This window comes from Janibacter cremeus (assembly GCF_029395675.1).
Lineage (GTDB): Bacteria > Actinomycetota > Actinomycetes > Actinomycetales > Dermatophilaceae > Janibacter > Janibacter cremeus_A.
Genome location: NZ_CP115184.1, coordinates 3294526 through 3312312, shown reverse-complemented (window position 1 = coordinate 3312312; position 17787 = coordinate 3294526). Strand labels below are relative to the sequence as shown.

Annotated in this window: 20 protein-coding genes; 8 read left to right on the top strand and 12 right to left on the bottom strand. The window is 69.7% G+C overall.

Annotation, left to right across the window (positions count from 1 at the left end):
- Positions 1–90: 90 nt before the first annotated feature.
- Positions 91–525: a hypothetical protein gene (locus O9K63_RS15900; protein WP_277239437.1), complete on the top strand. Its 435-nt coding sequence runs from the start codon at positions 91–93 to the stop codon at positions 523–525.
- A gap of 71 nt (positions 526–596) precedes the next feature.
- Here the strand turns inward: O9K63_RS15900 and O9K63_RS15895 are convergent, their stop codons facing one another.
- Both O9K63_RS15895 and O9K63_RS15890 read right to left on the bottom strand, forming a co-directional pair.
- Positions 597–1538: an NADP-dependent oxidoreductase gene (locus tag O9K63_RS15895; RefSeq protein ID WP_277239434.1), complete on the bottom strand. Its 942-nt coding sequence runs from the start codon at positions 1536–1538 to the stop codon at positions 597–599.
- Between the two features lie 37 nt (positions 1539–1575).
- A complete protein-coding gene (locus O9K63_RS15890) occupies positions 1576–2148 on the bottom strand; it encodes a protein-L-isoaspartate O-methyltransferase family protein (RefSeq protein ID WP_277239432.1) in 573 nt (190 codons plus the stop codon).
- An 81-nt stretch (positions 2149–2229) separates the two neighbouring features.
- Between O9K63_RS15890 and O9K63_RS15885 the strand changes: the two genes are divergently transcribed.
- The 4 genes from O9K63_RS15885 to O9K63_RS15870 all read left to right on the top strand — a co-directional run bounded on the left by O9K63_RS15885 (position 2230) and on the right by O9K63_RS15870 (position 4149).
- The gene (locus O9K63_RS15885) at positions 2230–3120 is read left to right on the top strand and encodes a bile acid:sodium symporter family protein (RefSeq protein WP_277239430.1); all 891 of its coding nucleotides are present in this window, start codon (positions 2230–2232) and stop codon (positions 3118–3120) included.
- 48 nt (positions 3121–3168) lie between these two features.
- Positions 3169–3516: a DMT family transporter gene (locus tag O9K63_RS15880; RefSeq protein ID WP_277239428.1), complete on the top strand. Its 348-nt coding sequence runs from the start codon at positions 3169–3171 to the stop codon at positions 3514–3516.
- A complete protein-coding gene (locus tag O9K63_RS15875; protein WP_277239425.1) occupies positions 3513–3836 on the top strand; it encodes a DMT family transporter in 324 nt (107 codons plus the stop codon). The genes O9K63_RS15880 and O9K63_RS15875 overlap by 4 nt, the downstream gene beginning before the upstream one ends.
- 103 nt (positions 3837–3939) lie before the next feature.
- Complete coding sequence (locus tag O9K63_RS15870; protein ID WP_277239423.1) at positions 3940–4149, top strand: dodecin; 210 nt, start codon at positions 3940–3942, stop codon at positions 4147–4149.
- Between the two features lie 31 nt (positions 4150–4180).
- Here the strand turns inward: O9K63_RS15870 and O9K63_RS15865 are convergent, their stop codons facing one another.
- The 6 genes from O9K63_RS15865 to O9K63_RS15840 all read right to left on the bottom strand — a co-directional run bounded on the left by O9K63_RS15865 (position 4181) and on the right by O9K63_RS15840 (position 9653).
- Entirely contained in the window at positions 4181–5626 is a 1446-nt protein-coding gene (locus O9K63_RS15865; RefSeq protein WP_277239421.1) for an MDR family MFS transporter, read from the bottom strand.
- Positions 5623–6282, bottom strand: a complete 660-nt coding sequence (locus tag O9K63_RS15860) for a TetR family transcriptional regulator (protein WP_277239420.1) — start codon at positions 6280–6282, stop codon at positions 5623–5625. Before O9K63_RS15860 ends, O9K63_RS15865 begins: the two co-directional genes overlap by 4 nt.
- Before the next feature lie 97 nt (positions 6283–6379).
- Entirely contained in the window at positions 6380–6625 is a 246-nt protein-coding gene (locus tag O9K63_RS15855; RefSeq protein ID WP_277239418.1) for a hypothetical protein, read from the bottom strand.
- A 6-nt stretch (positions 6626–6631) separates the two neighbouring features.
- Positions 6632–8155 (bottom strand): molybdopterin-dependent oxidoreductase, encoded by a 1524-nt coding sequence (locus tag O9K63_RS15850; protein ID WP_277239416.1) that lies wholly within the window; start codon positions 8153–8155, stop codon positions 6632–6634.
- Positions 8156–8239: 84 nt separating this feature from the next.
- Entirely contained in the window at positions 8240–9199 is a 960-nt protein-coding gene (gene focA / locus O9K63_RS15845) for a formate transporter FocA (protein WP_277239414.1), read from the bottom strand.
- Positions 9192–9653 carry an RpiB/LacA/LacB family sugar-phosphate isomerase gene (locus O9K63_RS15840; protein WP_277239412.1) on the bottom strand — a complete coding sequence of 154 codons (462 nt, stop codon included), beginning with the start codon at positions 9651–9653 and terminating at the stop codon, positions 9192–9194. The genes focA and O9K63_RS15840 overlap by 8 nt, the downstream gene beginning before the upstream one ends.
- Positions 9654–9801: 148 nt before the next feature.
- On the opposite strand from O9K63_RS15840, the gene O9K63_RS15835 reads away from it, so the two are divergent.
- On the top strand, positions 9802–10416 hold the full coding sequence (locus tag O9K63_RS15835; protein ID WP_277239410.1) for a histone deacetylase: 615 nt from the start codon (positions 9802–9804) through the stop codon (positions 10414–10416).
- Positions 10417–10455: 39 nt separating this feature from the next.
- On the opposite strand, the gene O9K63_RS15830 is transcribed toward O9K63_RS15835, so the two are convergent.
- The gene (locus O9K63_RS15830; protein ID WP_277239408.1) at positions 10456–12027 is read right to left on the bottom strand and encodes a cation:proton antiporter family protein; all 1572 of its coding nucleotides are present in this window, start codon (positions 12025–12027) and stop codon (positions 10456–10458) included.
- A 134-nt stretch (positions 12028–12161) separates the two neighbouring features.
- On the opposite strand from O9K63_RS15830, the gene O9K63_RS15825 reads away from it, so the two are divergent.
- The gene (locus tag O9K63_RS15825; RefSeq protein WP_277239406.1) at positions 12162–13757 is read left to right on the top strand and encodes a hypothetical protein; all 1596 of its coding nucleotides are present in this window, start codon (positions 12162–12164) and stop codon (positions 13755–13757) included.
- Positions 13758–13783: 26 nt separating this feature from the next.
- Here the strand turns inward: O9K63_RS15825 and O9K63_RS15820 are convergent, their stop codons facing one another.
- Positions 13784–14761 carry an LLM class flavin-dependent oxidoreductase gene (locus tag O9K63_RS15820; RefSeq protein ID WP_277239404.1) on the bottom strand — a complete coding sequence of 326 codons (978 nt, stop codon included), beginning with the start codon at positions 14759–14761 and terminating at the stop codon, positions 13784–13786.
- A gap of 185 nt (positions 14762–14946) precedes the next feature.
- Here O9K63_RS15820 and O9K63_RS15815 point away from each other — a divergent pair, with 185 nt between their 5' ends.
- Positions 14947–15918, top strand: coding sequence for an SPFH domain-containing protein (locus O9K63_RS15815; RefSeq protein ID WP_277239402.1), 972 nt, complete (start codon positions 14947–14949; stop codon positions 15916–15918).
- 48 nt (positions 15919–15966) lie between these two features.
- On the opposite strand, the gene ychF is transcribed toward O9K63_RS15815, so the two are convergent.
- Both ychF and O9K63_RS15805 read right to left on the bottom strand, forming a co-directional pair.
- Positions 15967–17052, bottom strand: coding sequence for a redox-regulated ATPase YchF (gene ychF, locus O9K63_RS15810; protein WP_277239399.1), 1086 nt, complete (start codon positions 17050–17052; stop codon positions 15967–15969).
- Positions 17053–17186: 134 nt separating this feature from the next.
- Entirely contained in the window at positions 17187–17747 is a 561-nt protein-coding gene (locus tag O9K63_RS15805) for an NUDIX domain-containing protein (protein ID WP_277239397.1), read from the bottom strand.
- Between the last annotated feature and the right edge of the window lie 40 nt (positions 17748–17787).

Sequence of the window (17787 nt, the reverse complement as noted above, 5' to 3'; positions counted from 1 at the left end):
ATCTACGCATGGCACACCCTCGCGGTCCGGAGTGTGCTTGCTCCCAGACCGTCGGGAGGTCCGGCGGCACGGGGACATGGGGAGACAGTCATGGCACACCACTTCATCCGACGGTCGGTCGGGGTGATCGCGGGCGCGGCCGCGCTGACGCTGGGGACGGCGACGGCCGCCTCGGCGCACCACTGCTACAAGGTCGACTGGAACGACAAGGCGGCCGAGCAGCTGGCCCGCAACAGCACGGCCTGGGTGTCGCTGACGGACCTGGGCGCAATGATCATCGCCGAGGAGATCGGGATACCGGAGTGCGCCGGGTACTCCTCCGTCGCGGTCGAGCACTGGATGGCGGAGACCGGCGCGACGTCGGTGCCGCTCATCCACTCCAAGGCCACCGTCGGTGGCGGCGCCTACTACAACAAGGGCAAGGCCCCCAAGCCCTTCGGCTACCTGGGGGAGGCCGACTTCACGGCCCTCGACGAGGGTCTCGGGAAGGCCATCGACGCCTGCATGGCGGACGCCGGGGCCTGAGCGCATCTCCGGGGGGGAATCGGGCGGGCACCCACCAACGGTGGGTGCCCGCCCTTCGCGAGTCCACTCGGTCAGGCGAGGACCGCACCCTCGTCGCTGACGGTGATGACGAGCTTGCCCCGGGCACCGCCCTCGCGGCTGAGGGCGAAGGCCTCCGGGACCTGCTCGAGCGGGAAGGCGCGGTCGATGTCGACGCGCAGCCGGCCCTCGGCGACCTCGGCGAGCAGCCGCGCCAGACGCTCCCCGTCCGGGCGCACCCAGACCCAGCGGCCACCGTGCTCCTCGACGGCCGGGTCGGCGACCGAGGCGAGGCGACCCCCTTCGCGCAGCACCTCGAGGGAGACGTCGAGGACACCGCCGACGAGGTCCGCGACCGCGTCCACGCCGTCCGGCGCCACCTCGGCGAGCCGGTCGGCCAGCCCGTCACCGTGGGCGACGGGCGTCGCTCCGACGGCCGCGAGCTTGTCGTGGTTGGCCGGTGATGCGGTCCCGATCACCGTCGCACCCGCGGCGACCGCGAGCTGGCTGGCGAGGTGGCCGACTCCTCCGGAGGCGGCATGGACGAGCAGGGTGTCCCCCTTCGTCACCGCGAGGGTCTCCAGGACGCGCAGGGCGGTCAGTCCGGCCAGCGGCAGCGCCGCGGCCACGTCGTCGGTCACCCCGTCGGGTACGGCGGCCACGTCGTCGACGCGGACGGTGACGTACTCGGCGAAGGTGCCGGCGGAGACGACCTGCTTGCGGGCGTAGGCGGCGACGCGGTCACCGGGCGCGAACTCCGGGACGTCCGGTCCCACCTCGTCGACGACGCCGGCGACGTCCCACCCGGGGACCACCGGGAAGTGGCTGTCCATGAGCGGGTCGAGGCCGCCCGACATCACCTTCCAGTCGACGGGGTTGACCGACGCCCGGGTCACCCGGATGCGCACCTCGCTCGGTCCGACCTTCGGGTCGGGGCGGTCGACCATCCGCAGCTCGTCGTCGTTTCCGTATCGGTCATAGGTGATTGCACGCATGTCGGCGTCAACGGGCGGGACCCGCTCGTGCATTCCATCAGGAGATCAACGGGACGAACCGGTACCGCCCGTGCCGCGTCACCCGGGGGCCCTCCGGGTGCGCCACGACCCGCAGCATCTCCCCCGCGACCGGGAGGACCATCACCCCGTCCGGGGCGAGCTGGTCGACGAGCTGCTCGGGCAGCTCCCTCGCCTCCGCGGAGACGAGGATGCGGGCGAAGGGGGCGTTGCCGGGGGCGCCGAGCACGTCCGGGTCGGCGTGGCGCACCTGCGCCCACGGGCGATCGAGACCGAGGAGCGCCGCACGGGAGGTCTCGACGAGTCGGGGGATGCGCTCGACACCGATGACCTGCCCCTCGGGGCCGACGAGGTCGGCCAGCAGTGCCGTCGTCCACCCGGACCCGCTGCCCACGTCGAGCACGAGCTGCCCTGGGCGCACGTCGAGCAGGCGCAGCATCGCGGCGACGGTGCTGGGCTGGGAGTTGGTCTGGTCGTCGCCGATGGCCACCGGGCCGTCCTCGGCCGCACGGTGGCGCTCCCGCTCGGGCAGGAAGCCGGAGCGGGGGGTTCGGGCGAAGGCCTGCTCGACGCGCTCGCTCACCTCGTCCATGGGGTCATCCTCGCCGTCGGGTGACGCACCCGCAAGAAATGACCCTACTCGTAGGTAACCAGTTGTGGCATGGTGTCCGCCATGGACTCCGGACTGATCACCGTCGGCCTGCCGATCGCCCTGGCCATCATCATGTTCGGCCTCGGCCTGTCGTTGACCGTCGGCGACTTCGCCCGCATCGGCCGGGAGCCCAGGGCCGTCGTGCTCGCCCTGGCCGTGCAGGTGCTGGTCCTGCCGGTGGTGGCCTTCGGCCTGGTGAAGGGGTTCGGGCTGTCCCCGCTGCTCGCGGTCGGCGTCATGCTGCTCGCGGCCTCGCCGGGCGGAACGACGGCGAACCTCTTCAGCCACCTCTTCCGCGGCGACATCGCGCTGAACATCACGCTCACCGCCATCAACTCGGTGCTGGCGGCCTTCACGATCCCGCTCATCACGAACTTCGCAATCCGCCACTTCGGCGCGGAGGGAGAGCTCGGCCTGCAGTTCGGCAAGGTCGCCGGCGTCGTCGCCCTCGTCCTCGTGCCCGTGGCGATCGGGATGGCGGTGCGCAGCCGGCGGGCCGAGCTCGCCGCACGGGCGGACAGGCCCGTGCGGGTGTTCTCGATCGTCGTGCTCGTCGCGATCATCATCGGCGCGGTGCTGCAGGAGCGCGAGAACATCTTCGACTACCTCTCCCAGGTCGGGCTGGTCACCGGGCTCTTCTGCCTGCTGAGCCTGACGATCGGCTACGGATCGGCGCTCCTGCTGCGCCTGTCGCACGCGCAGGCCATCGCCGCCTCGATGGAGATCGGCATCCACAACACGACGATCGCCCTCACCATCGCCATCAGCATCCTCGGCAGCACGACGGTCGCGATGCCGAGCGCGGTGTACTCGCTGCTGATGTACCTGCTGGCCACCGCCTTCGGCTTCGCGATCACCCGCGGGAGGAAGGGTCCCGGCGCGGCGTCCACGCCGGCGCCGCTTCGCGCCTGACCCAGTCGGTAGGATCACGACCATGTCGCGAGCGGGATCGGGGGGCACGTGACGAAGTGGTTCCTGCTCGCCGCCGCGATCGTGTGCGAGGTGACGGCCTCCCTCTCGCTGAAGGGCGCGCTCGAGCAGCCCCTGCTGTACGTCGTCGTCGCCGTGGGGTTCACCGCCGCCTTCGTGCTGCTGGCCGCCGTCCTGCGCCGCGGGATGGGCATCGGGGTGGCGTACGGGATCTGGTCGGCCACCGGTGTGGTGCTGACGACGGCCCTGTCGGCCGTGATCCACGACGAGACCGTGACCGGCCTCATGGGCGCGGGGATCGTGCTGATCATCGGCGGCGTGCTGCTCGTGGAGCTCGGGTCCCACGAGGACGCCAGCGCACCCGGGGCGACCCCGTGACCGCGTGGCTCCTCCTCCTCGTGGCCGTCGTCGCGGAGGTCGCCGGGACGCTCTCCCTCCGCCTCGCCGCCACGGGTCGCCCGGTCTGGTACACGGCGGTCGGCGCCGGCTACCTCGTCGCCTTCACCGGGCTGGCCGCGACCCTGGGCCAGGGCATGCCGCTGGGGGTCGCGTACGGGATCTGGGCGGCCGCGGGCGTGGCGCTCACCGCGATCGGCTCACGGGTGTTCTTCGGCGAGCCACTCACGCGGGTCATGGTCCTGGGCATCGCGCTGATCATGGCCGGCGTCCTCCTCGTCGAGCTCGGCTCGGTGAGCTGAGGGACGAGGCTCCCTCGACCCCGCTCATCCCGTGCACGTCGGCGCCGTCCTCCACTAGCGTGATTGCTCCCGGCACCCCCGCCGGCTCGACCAGGAGGCACTCATGGCCAACAGGACGTACAACATCACCGAGATCGTCGGCACCTCGCCGGACGGCGTCGACGCGGCGGTCGAGAACGCCATCGGCGAGGCGTCGAAGACGCTGCGCAACCTCGACTGGTTCGAGGTGCAGTCGATCCGCGGCCACGTCGACGGGGACGCCGTCGCGGACTGGCAGGTGACGATCAAGCTCGGCTTCCGGCACGACGGCTGACCCGCCCCCCGGGCACGAGTCGAGGGTCGGGTCAGCGTCGGCGCGCGCTCTCCCTGATGAAGAAGGAGCCGACGATCCCGACGATCCCGAGGACCCCGGCGACGACGAAGGAGACGTTCGCGCCGTGGATGAGGCCCGCCCTCCCGTAGACCTCGGGGTCGCGGGCGGCCGTGGCCATGACGGTGACGAGGACGGCCGTCCCGACGGCGGCGGCGATCTGGCGCATGGTGTTGTTCAGCGCGGTGCCGTGCGGGATGAGCTTGGGCGGCAGCTGGTTCAGCGCGGCCGTGGTCACCGGCATGATGATCATGGCCGTGCCGACCATCCGCACGGTGTTGACGATCGCGATGTAGGTGAAGGACGTGTCGACGTCGAGCCGCGCGAGCATGAAGGTCGTAACCGTCAGGAGGGTGAAGCCGGGGACGGCCAGCCACTTCGCGCCGATGCGGTCGAAGATCCGCCCGGTGACCGGTGACATCAGACCCATGACCGCGGCGCCGGGCAGCAACGCCAGGCCGGACTCCATCGCCGTGTAGTCGCTCATGTTCTGCATGTAGAGCGGCAGGATCAGCATGCCGCCGATCATCACCATGAAGACGCACATGCCCAGCGCGGTGTTGAGCGTGAACATCGGGTAGCGCAGGACCCGGAACTCCAGGATCGGCTCCGGCAACCACAGCTGACGGCGGATGAAGACCACGAGCGTGCCGATGCCGATGACCAGCGGAAGGGCGACCTGCGGGCTGGTCCAGCTGGCGTTGCCGGCGGCACCGAGACCGAAGAGCAGCCCACCGAAGCCGATCGAGGACAGGACGATCGAGGCGATGTCGAGACGCGGGTGGGTCCGCTCGGTGACGTTGCGCAGGATGACGTAGGCCACGGCCAGGTCGATGACCGCGAAGGGCAGCATCATCCAGAACAGCACGTGCCAGTCGACGTGGTCGACGATCCAGCCCGACAGGCTCGGCCCGATCGCGGGCGCGAAGGCGATGACCAGCCCGAAGGTGCCCATCGCCTGACCCCGCTTGCCCAGCGGGAAGATCGCGAAGAGGATCGTCTGCATCAGCGGGATGACGATGCCCGCGCCGCTCGCCTGGATGATCCGTCCGACGAGGAGCACGGGGAAGGTCGGGGCGATCGCGCAGGCGAGGGTCCCCGCGATGAAGAGCCCCATGGCCGTGAAGAAGAGCGCGCGCGTCGTGAACTTGTTGATGAGGAACGCGGTGACCGGGATCATGATCCCGTTGACGAGCATGAAGATCGTCGTCAGCCACTGGGCCGTGCTCGCGGTGATCCCGAAGTCCGCCATGAACGCCGGCAGCGCCGTGTTCAGCAGGGTCTGGTTGAGGATCATCACGAAGGCACCGGACACGAGCACCGCCAGCACCACGTTGCGGTTGACCGGCCGGGCAGGGTCCTCCTTGGCCGCGGCGCTCGGCGGGACGGCAGGGGCGGAGCGGGTGGCGTCCTTCGTCACGCGGGGCGCTCTCCTTCGGCGGGTCGTGCGCTGGCCCCGTCGGCACCCACGCCGTGCTGGAGCAGGTCGAAGCCGGCGGCGATGAGGTCGGTGGGCGACTGGGAGTCGTCGACCGTCCAGCGGCGGACGGCCACGCGCACGATCCCCAGCGCGAGTGCGGCGAGCGTCGCGGGACGCAGGTCGTCGGGTGCCAGCCCGGTGCGCTCGGCGACGCCCTCGGCGAAGGCCCGCTCGACCGTCGCGAACTGCGCCAGCTGGCGGGCGAGGAGGGCGGGATCGGACTGGATGAGGCGCTGGCGCTGCAGCATCTGCTCGCGGCCCGACTCCATGCCGGCGACGAGGTCACTGTCGATGACGGCGGCACGAAGGGAGTCGATCGGCGCCTCGTCGTGGGGTCGGCCGATGATCGCCTCACGCAGCTGCGCGCCCACGGCCGCGCCGTCGGTGACGAGCGCGTCCTCCTTGCAGGCGAAGTAGTTGAAGAAGGTCCGCGGCGCGATGTCGGCGGCCTCACTGATCCGGGCGACCGTCAGGGCGTCGACGCCCGACTCCAGGGAAAGCGCGAGCGCGGCGTCACGGATGGCGCTGCGGGTCTCGGCCTTCTTGCGCTCGCGGCGGCCCTGCTGGTGGGCGGGTGGCGGGGTCTCGTCAGGCACGTCGACCCACGATACGCGCCTTTTTGCAGTCAGTGCAAAAAGGCGCGTATCCGTCGTCCGGGCTGCCGCCTTCCCCTGGGGTCGTGCGACGTCCGGGCTACCCCTCCACGAGCCGGTAGTCACCCGCCCGGGCGAGCGTCTCGGCGATCAGGTCCCGGTCGGGGACCACGTCGTCCGTGTGCTTGATCCACAAGCGCGTCGGCTCGCCCGCCACGATCTCGAAGGTCGCCTGACCCAGGCCGTTCTCGGCGAAGATGTCGAACAGCGCTTGCAACGCCTTCTTGGTGTCGGCGTCGTCGTGGACGCCGTCCACCAGGAAGCGGGTCGAGACGATCCTCGTCACGCGTGATCAGATCCTTCCGTTGAACGCCTGCAGGGCGGAGTCCTCTCTGGTCCCGCCACGACCGTCACCGTACTCCGCGAAGTCGTGGACCCACATGATGCGCGAGACCCACTTCACGTGCTTGTAGCCGTGGTTGGACTCGACCCGCATGCGCGCGGGCGCGCCCAGGTGGTCCTCGAGCGGGAGGCCGTTGCGCTCGTAGGCGAGGATCGACTCCTCCTCCGCCATCGTCTCGAGGTCGATGGCCGCGTAGAAGGGCTCCCGCGGGCGGTTGTCGTACATCTTCTGCGCCAGGCCGTAGGACTCGGCGAGGAGGTAGCGGGCCCCCTCGGGACGCGGACCGAGCTGCTCCATCAGGTCGGTGAGGCGCACACCGGTCCAGCGGGAGGTCGCCGACCAGCCCTGCATGCAGGTGTGCGTGGCGATGTAGGAGTGCCGGGGCAGGGCCTTGAGGTCGGCGACGGTCAGCACCTTCTCGACGTCGTTGATGTCGTCACGGAGCGTGATCGTCAGCCCCTCCCAATCGTTGTCCCGGGCCTCGATCCACGCGGCCGACTCCTCCTGCGTCGGCGGGAGGCCGTTGGTCCAGTGGAACTCGGAGATGTCGTCGTCGGTGTAGGCCTTCTTCCGCGCACCGAGCGGCCGCATGCGATTGAGGAAGAGCTTGCGGCCGACCTCGGTGACCCCGGCGGTGAACTTCTGCGCACGGACCCGGTCGGCCAGCGACCAGTAGGACAACGCGATCCAGAAGATCGCGACCGCGACGATGGTGGCGATCATGATGACGAGGGCCTGCGCGGCCCGGGCCGTCGTGACCTCACCTCCGCCGAAGACCATGTTGATCATGTTGTGCTCGCGGTTGACGAGGAAGACGAGCGACACGTGCATCACGATGAAGCCCGAGAAGATGACCAACCCGATGAAGTGCAGGGAACGCGCGCCCTGGTGACCGCCCCACATCTTGACGAACCACGGGTGGCGGGAGCGGATCGCCGGTGACATCGCGATGCCGGTGAGCATCTGGAAGGGGGCCAGCACGAAGATCACGAAGGTGTAGCCCAGCATCTGCAGCGAGTCGTAGGGCGTGAAGTGGCTGATGTCCGGAGCCGTGAAGTTCAGGTACATCAGCAGCGAGTCCCAGGCCTCGGGGAAGACCTCCCACGAGGTCGGCACGATGCGCCGCCACAGCCCCGTGGCGAAGAGCAGGGCGATGTAGACGACTCCGTTGAGCACCCAGAACATCACCGACAGCCCGTGCCAGTGACGGCCCAGGCCGATGTTCTCCCGGCCCGGCAGCGAGAGCAGCGGGTGCACGGACTTCTCGTCCATGAGGGAGGTGTAGACCCCCTCCTCCTTGGGCAGCTCACGCTTGGTGAACTTCAACCACTCCGTGCCGGGCGCGCAGTCCTTGCGCCACCACAACCGGGGCAGCGAGGACAGCATCTCGATGCCCGATCGGATGAGCATGCCCATCAGGATGAAATTGAGGAGGTGCTGCGCCCGCAGCCACAGGGGGAAATCCACATCCATTGCCTTGCTCCACTTTCTCGGTGTGCCATGACGTCCGCGCTGTGTGGGGACGTTCGGGGACTGCTTGTCTGCTCGCGCCGGTGGTCAGTCGCCAGCGGCCTCCCCCTTCGCGGTGGCTGCCGGGCGGGCACCTACCGTCGGCGAGCCCAGCGCCCTGCCGGGGCGATCGAGGAAGTGGAAGATCGTCCAGTAGAGGACGCCGATCATCACGCCGCCGCCGACGATGTTGCCGAGGGTGACCGGCAGCAGGTTGTCGACGAGGAAGTTGGTCCAGGTCAGGTCGCCGTAGGCGCTCGCGTCCAGGCCCGAGGCGGCCCAGAACTCCTGGCCTGCGGTGGAGCGCACGAGGATGCCGAGCGGGATCATGAACATGTTGGCGACCGAGTGCTCGAACCCGGTGGCGACGAAGAGGGCGATCGGCATCGTCACCGCGACCACCTTGTCCACGGTGGTCCGCCCGCTGTAGGCCGCCCAGATCGCCAGGCAGACCATGAGGTTGCACAGGACCCCGAGCACGAACGCGGTGAGGAAGTCGTGGTGGACCTTCTTCAGCGCGACGTCCAGGACCACCGCGCCCCACTGACCCTCCGCCTGCTCCCAGACCCGACCGAGGTGGATCAGCACGACGATGGTCAGGGCCCCGATGAAGTTGCCGACGAAGACGACGACCCAGTTGCGCAGGAGCTGCCACGTGGTGATGCGTCCGCTCGCCCGGGCCGTGAGGGTCAGGGTCGAGGAGGTGAACAGCTCCGCGCCGGTGAGCACGACGAGCGCCAGTCCGGTGGCGAAGACGAGGCCACCCATGACCTTGGCGACCCCGAACGGCAGCTGCTCCGCACCCACCTGGCTCGTGGTGAAGAAGACGAAGCCGAGCGCGATGTAGCCACCTGCGGTGAGCGCGAGGAGGAAGGACTTCAGCTGGTTGCTCGTGGCCTTGCCGAAGGCGGCGTCCTCCGCGGCCCGGGCCATCTGGGAGGGGGTGAGGATCGCGCCGCTGCTCCCCGCCGGCGCCGTCCCTGCGGACACGTCGGCGTGGTCAGGCACCGGACTCGAACTCCTCGATCTCGCGGACCTTCGGCCCGTAGAAGCCGGACGGGTCGTGGCGCAGGTCGAGCCACAGGTCAACGAGCGCGCGTGCGTGGGCCGGGGCGATGACGTTCTGCCCCATGCACAGGATCTGGGCGTCGTAGTTCTCCACGGCCCCGCGCACCGTCACCAGGTCGTGCGCGGTCGCGGCCCGCGCGCCGGTGACCTTGGTCGCCGCGATCGCGGTACCGACCCCGGTCCCGCACACGAGGACGGCGCGGTCGGCGCTCCCTTCGACGACCTGCTGCGCGGCGGCGACGGAGACGGCCGGATAGGTGATGTCCGGGCTGGAGATGTCGACGACCTCACTGACCCGGTCGTCCTTCTCGAGCAGGTCCTTGATCTCGTCCTTGAGGGCCACACCGTTGCTGGGTGCACCGACCACGATCCGCATGACTGGCAGCTCCTTCATCGTCCACACTGATTTTCCACTACAAAGCATAGTAGAAATTCGAGCACCCATCGGACCGGGGTGGGCCGACGCTCCGCCGCCGCGCAGCACGTGCTCTCGCGCCGGGGGGTGACCGCGGCGCGTGACGCTGTGTCGCACAATGGGAGCGATGCCTGCGTCAGAGATCTGGTACGTCAGCTACGGCTCCAACATGTCCCGCCGTCGCCTCGGTTGCTACATCGAAGGGGGCCGCCCACCCGGCTCCGCGGTGACCTACGGCGGCGCCCGCGACGCGACCATGCCGGTCGCCGACCTGCCGGTCACCCTCCCCGGGAGCCTGTACTTCGCGGGTGAGTCGACCACCTGGGGTGGCGGAGTGGCCTTCTACGACCACGACGCACCGAGCGGGACGCCGGCGCGCGCCTACCGGATCACCGTCGGTCAGTTCGTCGACCTGGCGAACCAGGAGATGCACCGCATCCCCGACCCGGACGACCCGCTCGAGGAGGTGCTCCTCGCGGGCCTGCCGGACGCGCGTCACCGTGCCGGCCCCGGGCACTACGAGACGCTCATCGAGGTGGGTCGTCACGAGGACCTACCGATGCTGACCTTCACCGCCCCCCACGGCCTGGACGCGGTGCCGCACACGCGGCCCGAGCCGGCGTACCTCGCCATGCTCGCGGAGGGCCTGCGCGAGGCGCACGGCTGGGACGAGGCGCAGGTGAGCGACTACTTCGCCTCCGTGGTCGGTCACGAGGACCTGCGGGTCGGCACGCCCGTGTGACGGTGCGGACGACGGCGAAGGGGGGTGCCCCCTTTGCCCTCACTCCGAGAGCTGCATCGCCAGGGCCGCAAGGGAGCGCCCCGCTCCCGCATAGATGTTCAGCACCGCGTGCACGCCCCCCTCGGAGAGGTGGGCGACCTGGTCCGGGTGCTGCGCCACCGCGACGATGCGACCGTCGAAGCCCGCGTCGCGGAGCTGGTCGAGCGCGAACGCGTTCGAGTCGTGGAAGGCCATCGCCAGCACGACGGTGGTGACGAAGCCACCGGAGACCAGGCGGGTCCAGAACTCCAGATCGGTCGCATCCCCCTCGAGCACGTTGAGCCCGTCCTCCTCCAGCCGGGTGATCACCGCGTGGTCGTTGTCGATGCCCAGGACCGACATCTGCCCCTCGTGCGTCAGCCGCTCGTAGGCGGCCCTGCCCACTCGCCCCATCCCGAGCACGACGACGTCGGAGCCGCTCGTGTCGATCGGACGGTCGGAGTGGCGCAGCCTCGCCGGGTCCTGGGCCGGGAGCACCTCGCTCAGCACGGAGGTGAGCCGCAGCCCGTGGGCGTTGAGCAACGAGGAGACGACCATGCTCACCGCGACGGCGAAGGCCACGACGGTCAGCCAGCGCTCGGGCATCAGGCCGCTGGTGACCCCGACCGCGGTGACGATGATGGAGAACTCGGAGAAGTTGCTGAGCACCAGTCCCATCCGAATCGTGGTCCGGTTGCGCAGACCGAAGGCCCGACCCAGGACCACGAAGCCGATGAACGTCAACGGCAGCAGCACGAGGCAGAGGACCACCGCCAGGGTCGCGTCGGCCCAGGTCGGTGACGAGCCCATTCCGATCGTGAGGAAGAACCCGACGAGGAAAAGCTCCTTGACGCTGAAGAGGGCCTTCGACATCTCGAGGGCGCGAGGGTGGCTCGCGAAGAGCACACCCATCACCAGCGCACCGAGATCGCCCTTGATGCCCACGGCCTCGAACGCGAAGTACCCGGGGCCGAGCGCCATGGCGACACCGAAGAGCACGACGAGCTCGTCGTGTCCGATGCGGTCCAGGACGTGCCGCAGCAGCCACGCCAGGGGCAGGATGAGCACCAGGGCGAGGGCCCACGGGCTCAGTGGGTCGCCACCCGTCGCGGTGATGAACGCCACCGCCGTCAGGTCCTGGAACACCAGGATCGCGATCGCCGTCTGCCCGTAGAAGGAGCCGTCGTCCGAGCGTTCCTCCAGGACCTTCATGCACAGCACGGTGGACGAGAAGGACAGGGCGAAGCCCATCAGCACCAGGGTGCGCCATCCGTCGACAGCGGCTAGCCCCATGGCGCCCGCCGCCCCGACCACACCGGCACCCACGAGCACGCTGAACGCCAGATGCAGGGACGCGGTCCCGTACGCCTCGGGGCGCAGCAGGGAGCGCACGTCGAACTTCAGCCCGATGGTGAACAGCAGGAGCGTGACACCGACCGCGGCCAGCTCCTCCAGCCCGGGGAAGGGTTCGATGTGCACGCCACCGAGCACGAAACCTGCCACCAGGAAGCCGACCAGCGCCGGCACGCGCATGACGTGCGCGACCGTGCCGAACGCTGCGGCAGCGATCAGTGTCAGCGCGATGTCGTTCACGGCGGCCTTCCCACGGTCCCGGGACGACCCTATCCACTGCAGGCGGTGGGCACGGGGAGCGCCGCACGCCGCCACCCCACGTCTCGCCGGCTCGCCCCCTCCCCGCGGACCCCTCTGGGCAGTACGGTGCCATGGTGAGGACGTCACCACAGCCGACGACCACGGGCACCAGCGTCGACCGCGCCGAGGGAGACCGGATCCGGCGCCGGGTGAAGTTGCTCGTCGGCATCACCTCCCGGGTCGGCGAGTACCGCGACGGCCTGGAGCTCGCCGCCGACCGCCTCACCGACCACGAGGCGACGATCATCCAGGACCTCGAGCGGCACGGGCTCGACGTGCCACAGCTGCGCGAGGTCCTCTGGGGCGGGCACGTGCTCGTCGACGATCCCGACCTCTACGAGAGGTGGCGCTTCCCCACGTCCCGGGAGCGCCTGTCCAGCCACCACAAGACGATGGACAAGTCGCAGTACCCGGACCTGGGCATGAAGGGCCCGCTCGTGCGGGAGAAGCTGCACGGTCGCACGAGGACGGGGACGTGGCTGCAGTTCGAGAAGACCCCGGCGGCGATGGGGCACGGCTTCCGCCTGCCGACGTGGACCGACTTCCTGCACCTGTGCGACTTCGTCGTCTACCGCATCACCAAGAGCAACGTCGGCCCGTGGGGACTGTCGAAGCAGACCGAGCGGTGGCCGATGTACCTCTCCCCGGCCATCTCCTCGTCGCTCCCGGTGTCCCCGGCGGCTCTCGGCGAGCTGACCGCCGCCCTGGAAAGGATCGAGGACGCGGACGACACCACGTCCGCCTCACCTGACCTCGCGCGGCACTTCCCGCCGCCGGACCGGGCGAGCACCACGGCCGAGCTCGTCTTCGATCCGGGGACCCGCAACGGGCGCGGCATGTTCGGCGCCGTCAACATCCACGTGCACACCGGGCAGGTCCAGGACGCGCGACGGGCGCTCGACCGGGCTCGTGGGGCCGCGCCGCCCCGATGGACCCTGCCGCCGGTCGCCGACATAGGAGGAACCATGACCAGCACGACGAGCTCGGCCGACATCCCGGCCGAGACCCTCGAGAACCTCGTGGACCTCGTGGGGACCGGCCCGGTCCTCCTCGGCGCCTACACCCTGGCCGAGATCGACGCCGTCGGCGCGATCGACCACCTCTTCGAGGAGAAGCCCGCCCCCGAGCTCATCGCCGAGGCCGTGCGCTCCCTCGCAGCCCGGGGCCTCATCTCGACCGACAGGGGCTCGGACACGCTGCAGGTGCGGGGCGACCTCGGCATCGCGACCGCCGTCCAGCACCGCTCACGGATCGCCATCGACGCTCGCGTCACGGGTGCGGAGCCGGACCAGCCGTGGCGGTTCGTGCTCATGCCGCAGCCGGAGGGCATCACCCTCGAGGTGCTCATCGATGCGCTGGGTATCCACACATACTCCCTGCGCGGCCACGAGGAGGCGCTGGAGCGGTTGTGGAAGCGCCTTCCCTCCGGCGGTCGTGGACCCGAGGACGCCGATGCGGACGCCCTCCTGGGCAGCAGCCCGCGCACCGCTCTCGTCACGGTCAACCGGTGGGACGAGTCCGGTGGGCACACGAGCACGGACCTCGTCCTCGCGCAGGAGGGAGGCGACTGCCATGCCTTCGTCCGGGACGACCACTCCCCCGACACCCTCGTCGCGACGGGCAAGGACGAGAACGAGTGGCGGCGGCTGATCGTGCAGGCCGCGTCCTGACTCCGAGCGGGGCCGAGGGGTCTGGGTCAGTCCCAGGCCTGCGCCAGCAGCTCGATCGAGCGCTCCCGGACGGATGGCTCGAAGGCATAGGTCACGGTGATGAGTTCGTCGGCGCCCGTGCGCTCGACGAACTCCTCCAGCTGCCGCACGGCACGCGCGGGTGAGCCGACGGCCTTGACGGCAAGCATCGGGCTGTCGAGGCCCGGGGTGCCGGCGTCAACCGGAGGCCGCAGCCTGCCGCGCTCCCCACGCGCCATGCCGGCGAACATCTGGCCGACGGTGGTGAACTGCCGCTCGGCCTCGGCATCGCTGTCGGCCACCATCACGTTGATCCCGGCCATGACGTATGGCTGCTCGATCTGCGCGGTCGGCGCATCAGCGGTGAAGCTCTCCCGGTAGACCCTGATCGCATCATCGATCTGGTCCGGGGCGAAGTGCGAGGCCAGGGAGAAGGGCAGGCCCAGCTGTCCGGCGATCGAGGCTCCGTTGACGGTCGACCCGAGCACCCAGATGGGCACGTCCGTCCCGGCGGACACGACCGAGGCGATCGGCGTGCTGTGGCCGGTGCCCTCCGGGCCGAACCACCCCTGCAGGTCGTAGATGTTCTGCGCGAAGGCCTGGGGCTCCGCCGAGGAGCGGCTCAGCGCCTGGGCCGTCATCATGTCGGTGCCGGGGGCGCGGCCGAGGCCGAGGTCGATGCGGTCGCCGTGGACGTTGGCGAGGGTCCCGTACTGCTCGGCCACCATGAGCGGGGCGTGGTTGGGCAGCATGACCCCGCCGGCTCCGAGGCGAATCCGCTCGGTGGCGTGCGCCGCTTCGGCGATGACCAGTGACGTGGCGCTGGAGGCGATGCTCTCCGTGTTGTGGTGCTCGGCGTACCAGATCCGCGCATAACCGAGCCGGTCAGCGAGCCGTGCCGCCGACATGGCGTCGGCGATGGCCTCTCGGGCCGACGAGCCCTCCGAGATGGAGACGAGATCGAGGATGCTCAGGGGAACGCGCACGGCGGGTGGAACTCCTTGGTCGACGGAACGACCGGGGGCTCGATGGCTCTCGGTCCTCATCGGATGAAGCCCCTGGATGCCTGGGACTATTCCGGCCTCCACGTTGCACGGTCGCGTCGGGCCGTGGCGGCCTCGGCGTGGACCGATACGGTGGAGGACCACGTCCCCTGACAACGGAGTCCGCCATGGATCTGCTGATCACCCTTGCCGTCGTCGCCGTCGTCGTGGCGGGGGTGGCGACCCTCGTTTTCGGTGGCCTGCGCACCAGCATCTTCTTCACGGTCAAGACGCAGGAGAACGTGATCGTGGAGCGCTTCGGCAAGTACAAGAAGGTCGCCAAGCCGGGCCTGAACGTCAAGACGCCCTTCATCGAGACCACGACGCGACCGATCTCGCTGCGCGTCCGCCAGCTCGAGGTCAACATCGAGACCAAGACCAAGGACAACGTCTTCGTCACCATCCCCGTGGCGGTGCAGTTCGTCATCGGCGAGGAGAACGTCGTCGACGCCTACTACAAGCTGGACAACCCGGAGGAGCAGATCCGCTCCTACGTCTTCGACACCGTCCGCTCGTCGCTGTCGTCGATGACCTTGGACACCTCCTTCGAGTCCAAGGACGACATCGCCTCGGCCGTGGAGAACCGGCTGTCGGAGTCCATGGCCCGTTACGGCTTCCAGATCGTCAACACCCTGGTCACCGACATCTCGCCCGACCAGAGGGTGCGGGACTCGATGAACTCCATCAACGCCGCCCAGCGGGACCGCGACGCCGCCCAGTCGCTGGCCGAGGCGGACAAGATCAAGCGGGTGACCCAGGCCGAGGCCGACGCCGATGCCCGGCGGCTGCAGGGTGAGGGCGTCGCCGCTCAGCGGAAGGCGATCGCCACCGGCATCGCCGAGCAGTACGAGATGCTCAAGCGAGCCGGCATCGAGGACACCGCCGAGCAGCTGCTGCTGATGAACCAGTACTTCGACACGCTGGGGGACGTGGCCCGCAACGGTAAGTCGAACGTGCTCTTCCTCCCGTCGAACCCGGGGTCGGTGGGCGACCTCTTCCAGGAGATCCGCAACTCGCTGCTGTCGGCCCAGGAGGCGGGGAGGGCCTCTGACGCCGCCGACCCGGACGTCGGCTCCGGCTTCGAGGAGTACCGCCCCTGACGGCTCACCCTCGGCACCCGTCACGAGCGCGAGGGTGGGCCCGGGGGCTCACACGTTGAAGCGGAACTCCACCACGTCGCCGTCGGACATGACGTACTCCTTGCCCTCCATGCGCACCTTGCCGGCCGCCTTCGCCTCGGCCATCGAGCCGAGCGTGTCGAGGTCCTCGTAGGAGACGACCTCGGCCTTGATGAACCCGCGCTCGAAGTCGGTGTGGATGACACCGGCGGCCTGCGGCGCCTTGTCCCCGCGGTGGATCGTCCACGCGCGGGCCTCCTTGGGGCCGGCGGTGAGGTAGGTCTGCAGGCCGAGGGTGTTGAAGCCCTTGCGCGCGAGCTGGTCCAGACCCGGCTCGTCGATGCCGACGGCCTCGAGGAGCTCGCGGGCGTCCTCGTCGTCGAGCTCGGCGACCTCGGACTCGAGCTTGGCGTTGAGGAAGATCGCCTCGGCCGGCTCGACGAGGGCCTGCATGCGGTCCTGGAAGTCCGTGTCGGTCAACTGGTCCTCGTCGACGTTGAAGACGTAGAGGAAGGGCTTGGTCGTCAGCAGGCCGAGCTGGCGGGCGATGCCGAGGTCGACGCCGGCCGCCTCCCCCTTCGCGAAGAGCGTGTCGCCGGCCTCGAGGACCTCGCGCGCGGCGAGCGCGGTGTCGAGGACCTCCTTGTCGGTCTTCTTCCCCTTGACCTCCTTCTCGAGGCGCGGGACGGCGGACTCGAGGGTCTGCAGGTCGGCGAGGACGAGCTCGGTGTTGATCGTCTCCATGTCGGAGGAGGGGTCGATCTTGCCGTCGACGTGGGTGACGTCGTCGTCGACGAAGGCGCGCACCACCTGGCAGATCGCGTCCGACTCGCGGATGTTGGCGAGGAACTTGTTCCCCAGCCCCTCCCCTTCGCTCGCGCCGCGCACGATGCCGGCGATGTCGACGAAGGAGACCGTCGCCGGGAGGATCTTCTCGCTGCCGAAGATCTCGGCGAGTCGACCGAGCCGGGAGTCCGGCAACGGGACGACGCCGACGTTCGGCTCGATGGTCGCGAACGGGTAGTTCGCGGCGAGGACGCTGTTCTTGGTCAGTGCGTTGAACATCGTCGACTTGCCGACGTTGGGGAGACCGACGATTCCGATGGAGAGTGCCACGGGGACGAGAGTCTACCGGTGCGAAGGGGGGCGCTCACCCCGGTCCGTCCCCGCGGCCACCCACCGGCCCAGCGCGAGACGCTGACCGCCGCGATGCAGGGGATGAGCACGAGGCACGCCGGAGGGGTCGCCGCTCACATGCCGTCCCGGTGCACGGAGTTCTCGAGGAAGGCGGTGTCCTCGCGGCCGTCGAGGGCGACCCCGGCGAGCATCTCGGCCGTGTACCCGGCGGTGCGCTCCTCGATCATCTCCGCGTCGGCCCAGTGCACCGCCTTGATCTCGCGGCGCTGGAGGACCACCCGCTCGAGCGTGTCCTCGGCGACGCGGCCGAGGTCGAACAGGCAGAGCAGCGCGTCGTCCCACCCGCGGTAGGGAGGCAGCCAGTTGACCGCGAGCAGGCCCCGGACGCTCACGTCGAGACCGAGCTCCTCGCGCACCTCCCGTTCGACGCAGTCGGCCGGTGACTCGTTCGGGTCGACGATGCCGCCGGGCAGGTCCCAGTCCTTCTTGTAGACCAGCTCGCACAGGGCGATCCGCCCGTCGTCGGTGCGCAGGACGCCCTGGGCGATGAGGCGCTTCTTCGGCATCCGGGCGTTGAGCACCCGGATGAACGCCCGTCGACCCTGCTCCGACTCGAGATCGGGACGCCGGGTGGTCTCCATGACCTCGTTCTCGTTGAGCTCGTCTGACGCCATGTCAACGAGGCTACCGGCCACGTGCGAGCGAGCCCGTCCG

Bases quoted from the DNA above. Each gene is read 5' to 3' on its own strand.
- O9K63_RS15900 (WP_277239437.1), top strand. From the start codon at position 91: ATGGCACACCACTTCATCCGACGGTCGGTCGGGGTGATCGCGGGCGCG.
- O9K63_RS15895 (WP_277239434.1), bottom strand. From the start codon at position 1,538: ATGCGTGCAATCACCTATGACCGATACGGAAACGACGACGAGCTGCGG.
- O9K63_RS15890 (WP_277239432.1), bottom strand. From the start codon at position 2,148: ATGGACGAGGTGAGCGAGCGCGTCGAGCAGGCCTTCGCCCGAACCCCC.
- O9K63_RS15885 (WP_277239430.1), top strand. From the start codon at position 2,230: ATGGACTCCGGACTGATCACCGTCGGCCTGCCGATCGCCCTGGCCATC.
- O9K63_RS15870 (WP_277239423.1), top strand. From the start codon at position 3,940: ATGGCCAACAGGACGTACAACATCACCGAGATCGTCGGCACCTCGCCG.
- O9K63_RS15850 (WP_277239416.1), bottom strand. From the start codon at position 8,155: ATGGATGTGGATTTCCCCCTGTGGCTGCGGGCGCAGCACCTCCTCAAT.
- O9K63_RS15840 (WP_277239412.1), bottom strand. From the start codon at position 9,653: ATGAAGGAGCTGCCAGTCATGCGGATCGTGGTCGGTGCACCCAGCAAC.
- O9K63_RS15835 (WP_277239410.1), top strand. From the start codon at position 9,802: ATGCCTGCGTCAGAGATCTGGTACGTCAGCTACGGCTCCAACATGTCC.
- O9K63_RS15815 (WP_277239402.1), top strand. From the start codon at position 14,947: ATGGATCTGCTGATCACCCTTGCCGTCGTCGCCGTCGTCGTGGCGGGG.
- O9K63_RS15805 (WP_277239397.1), bottom strand. From the start codon at position 17,747: ATGGCGTCAGACGAGCTCAACGAGAACGAGGTCATGGAGACCACCCGG.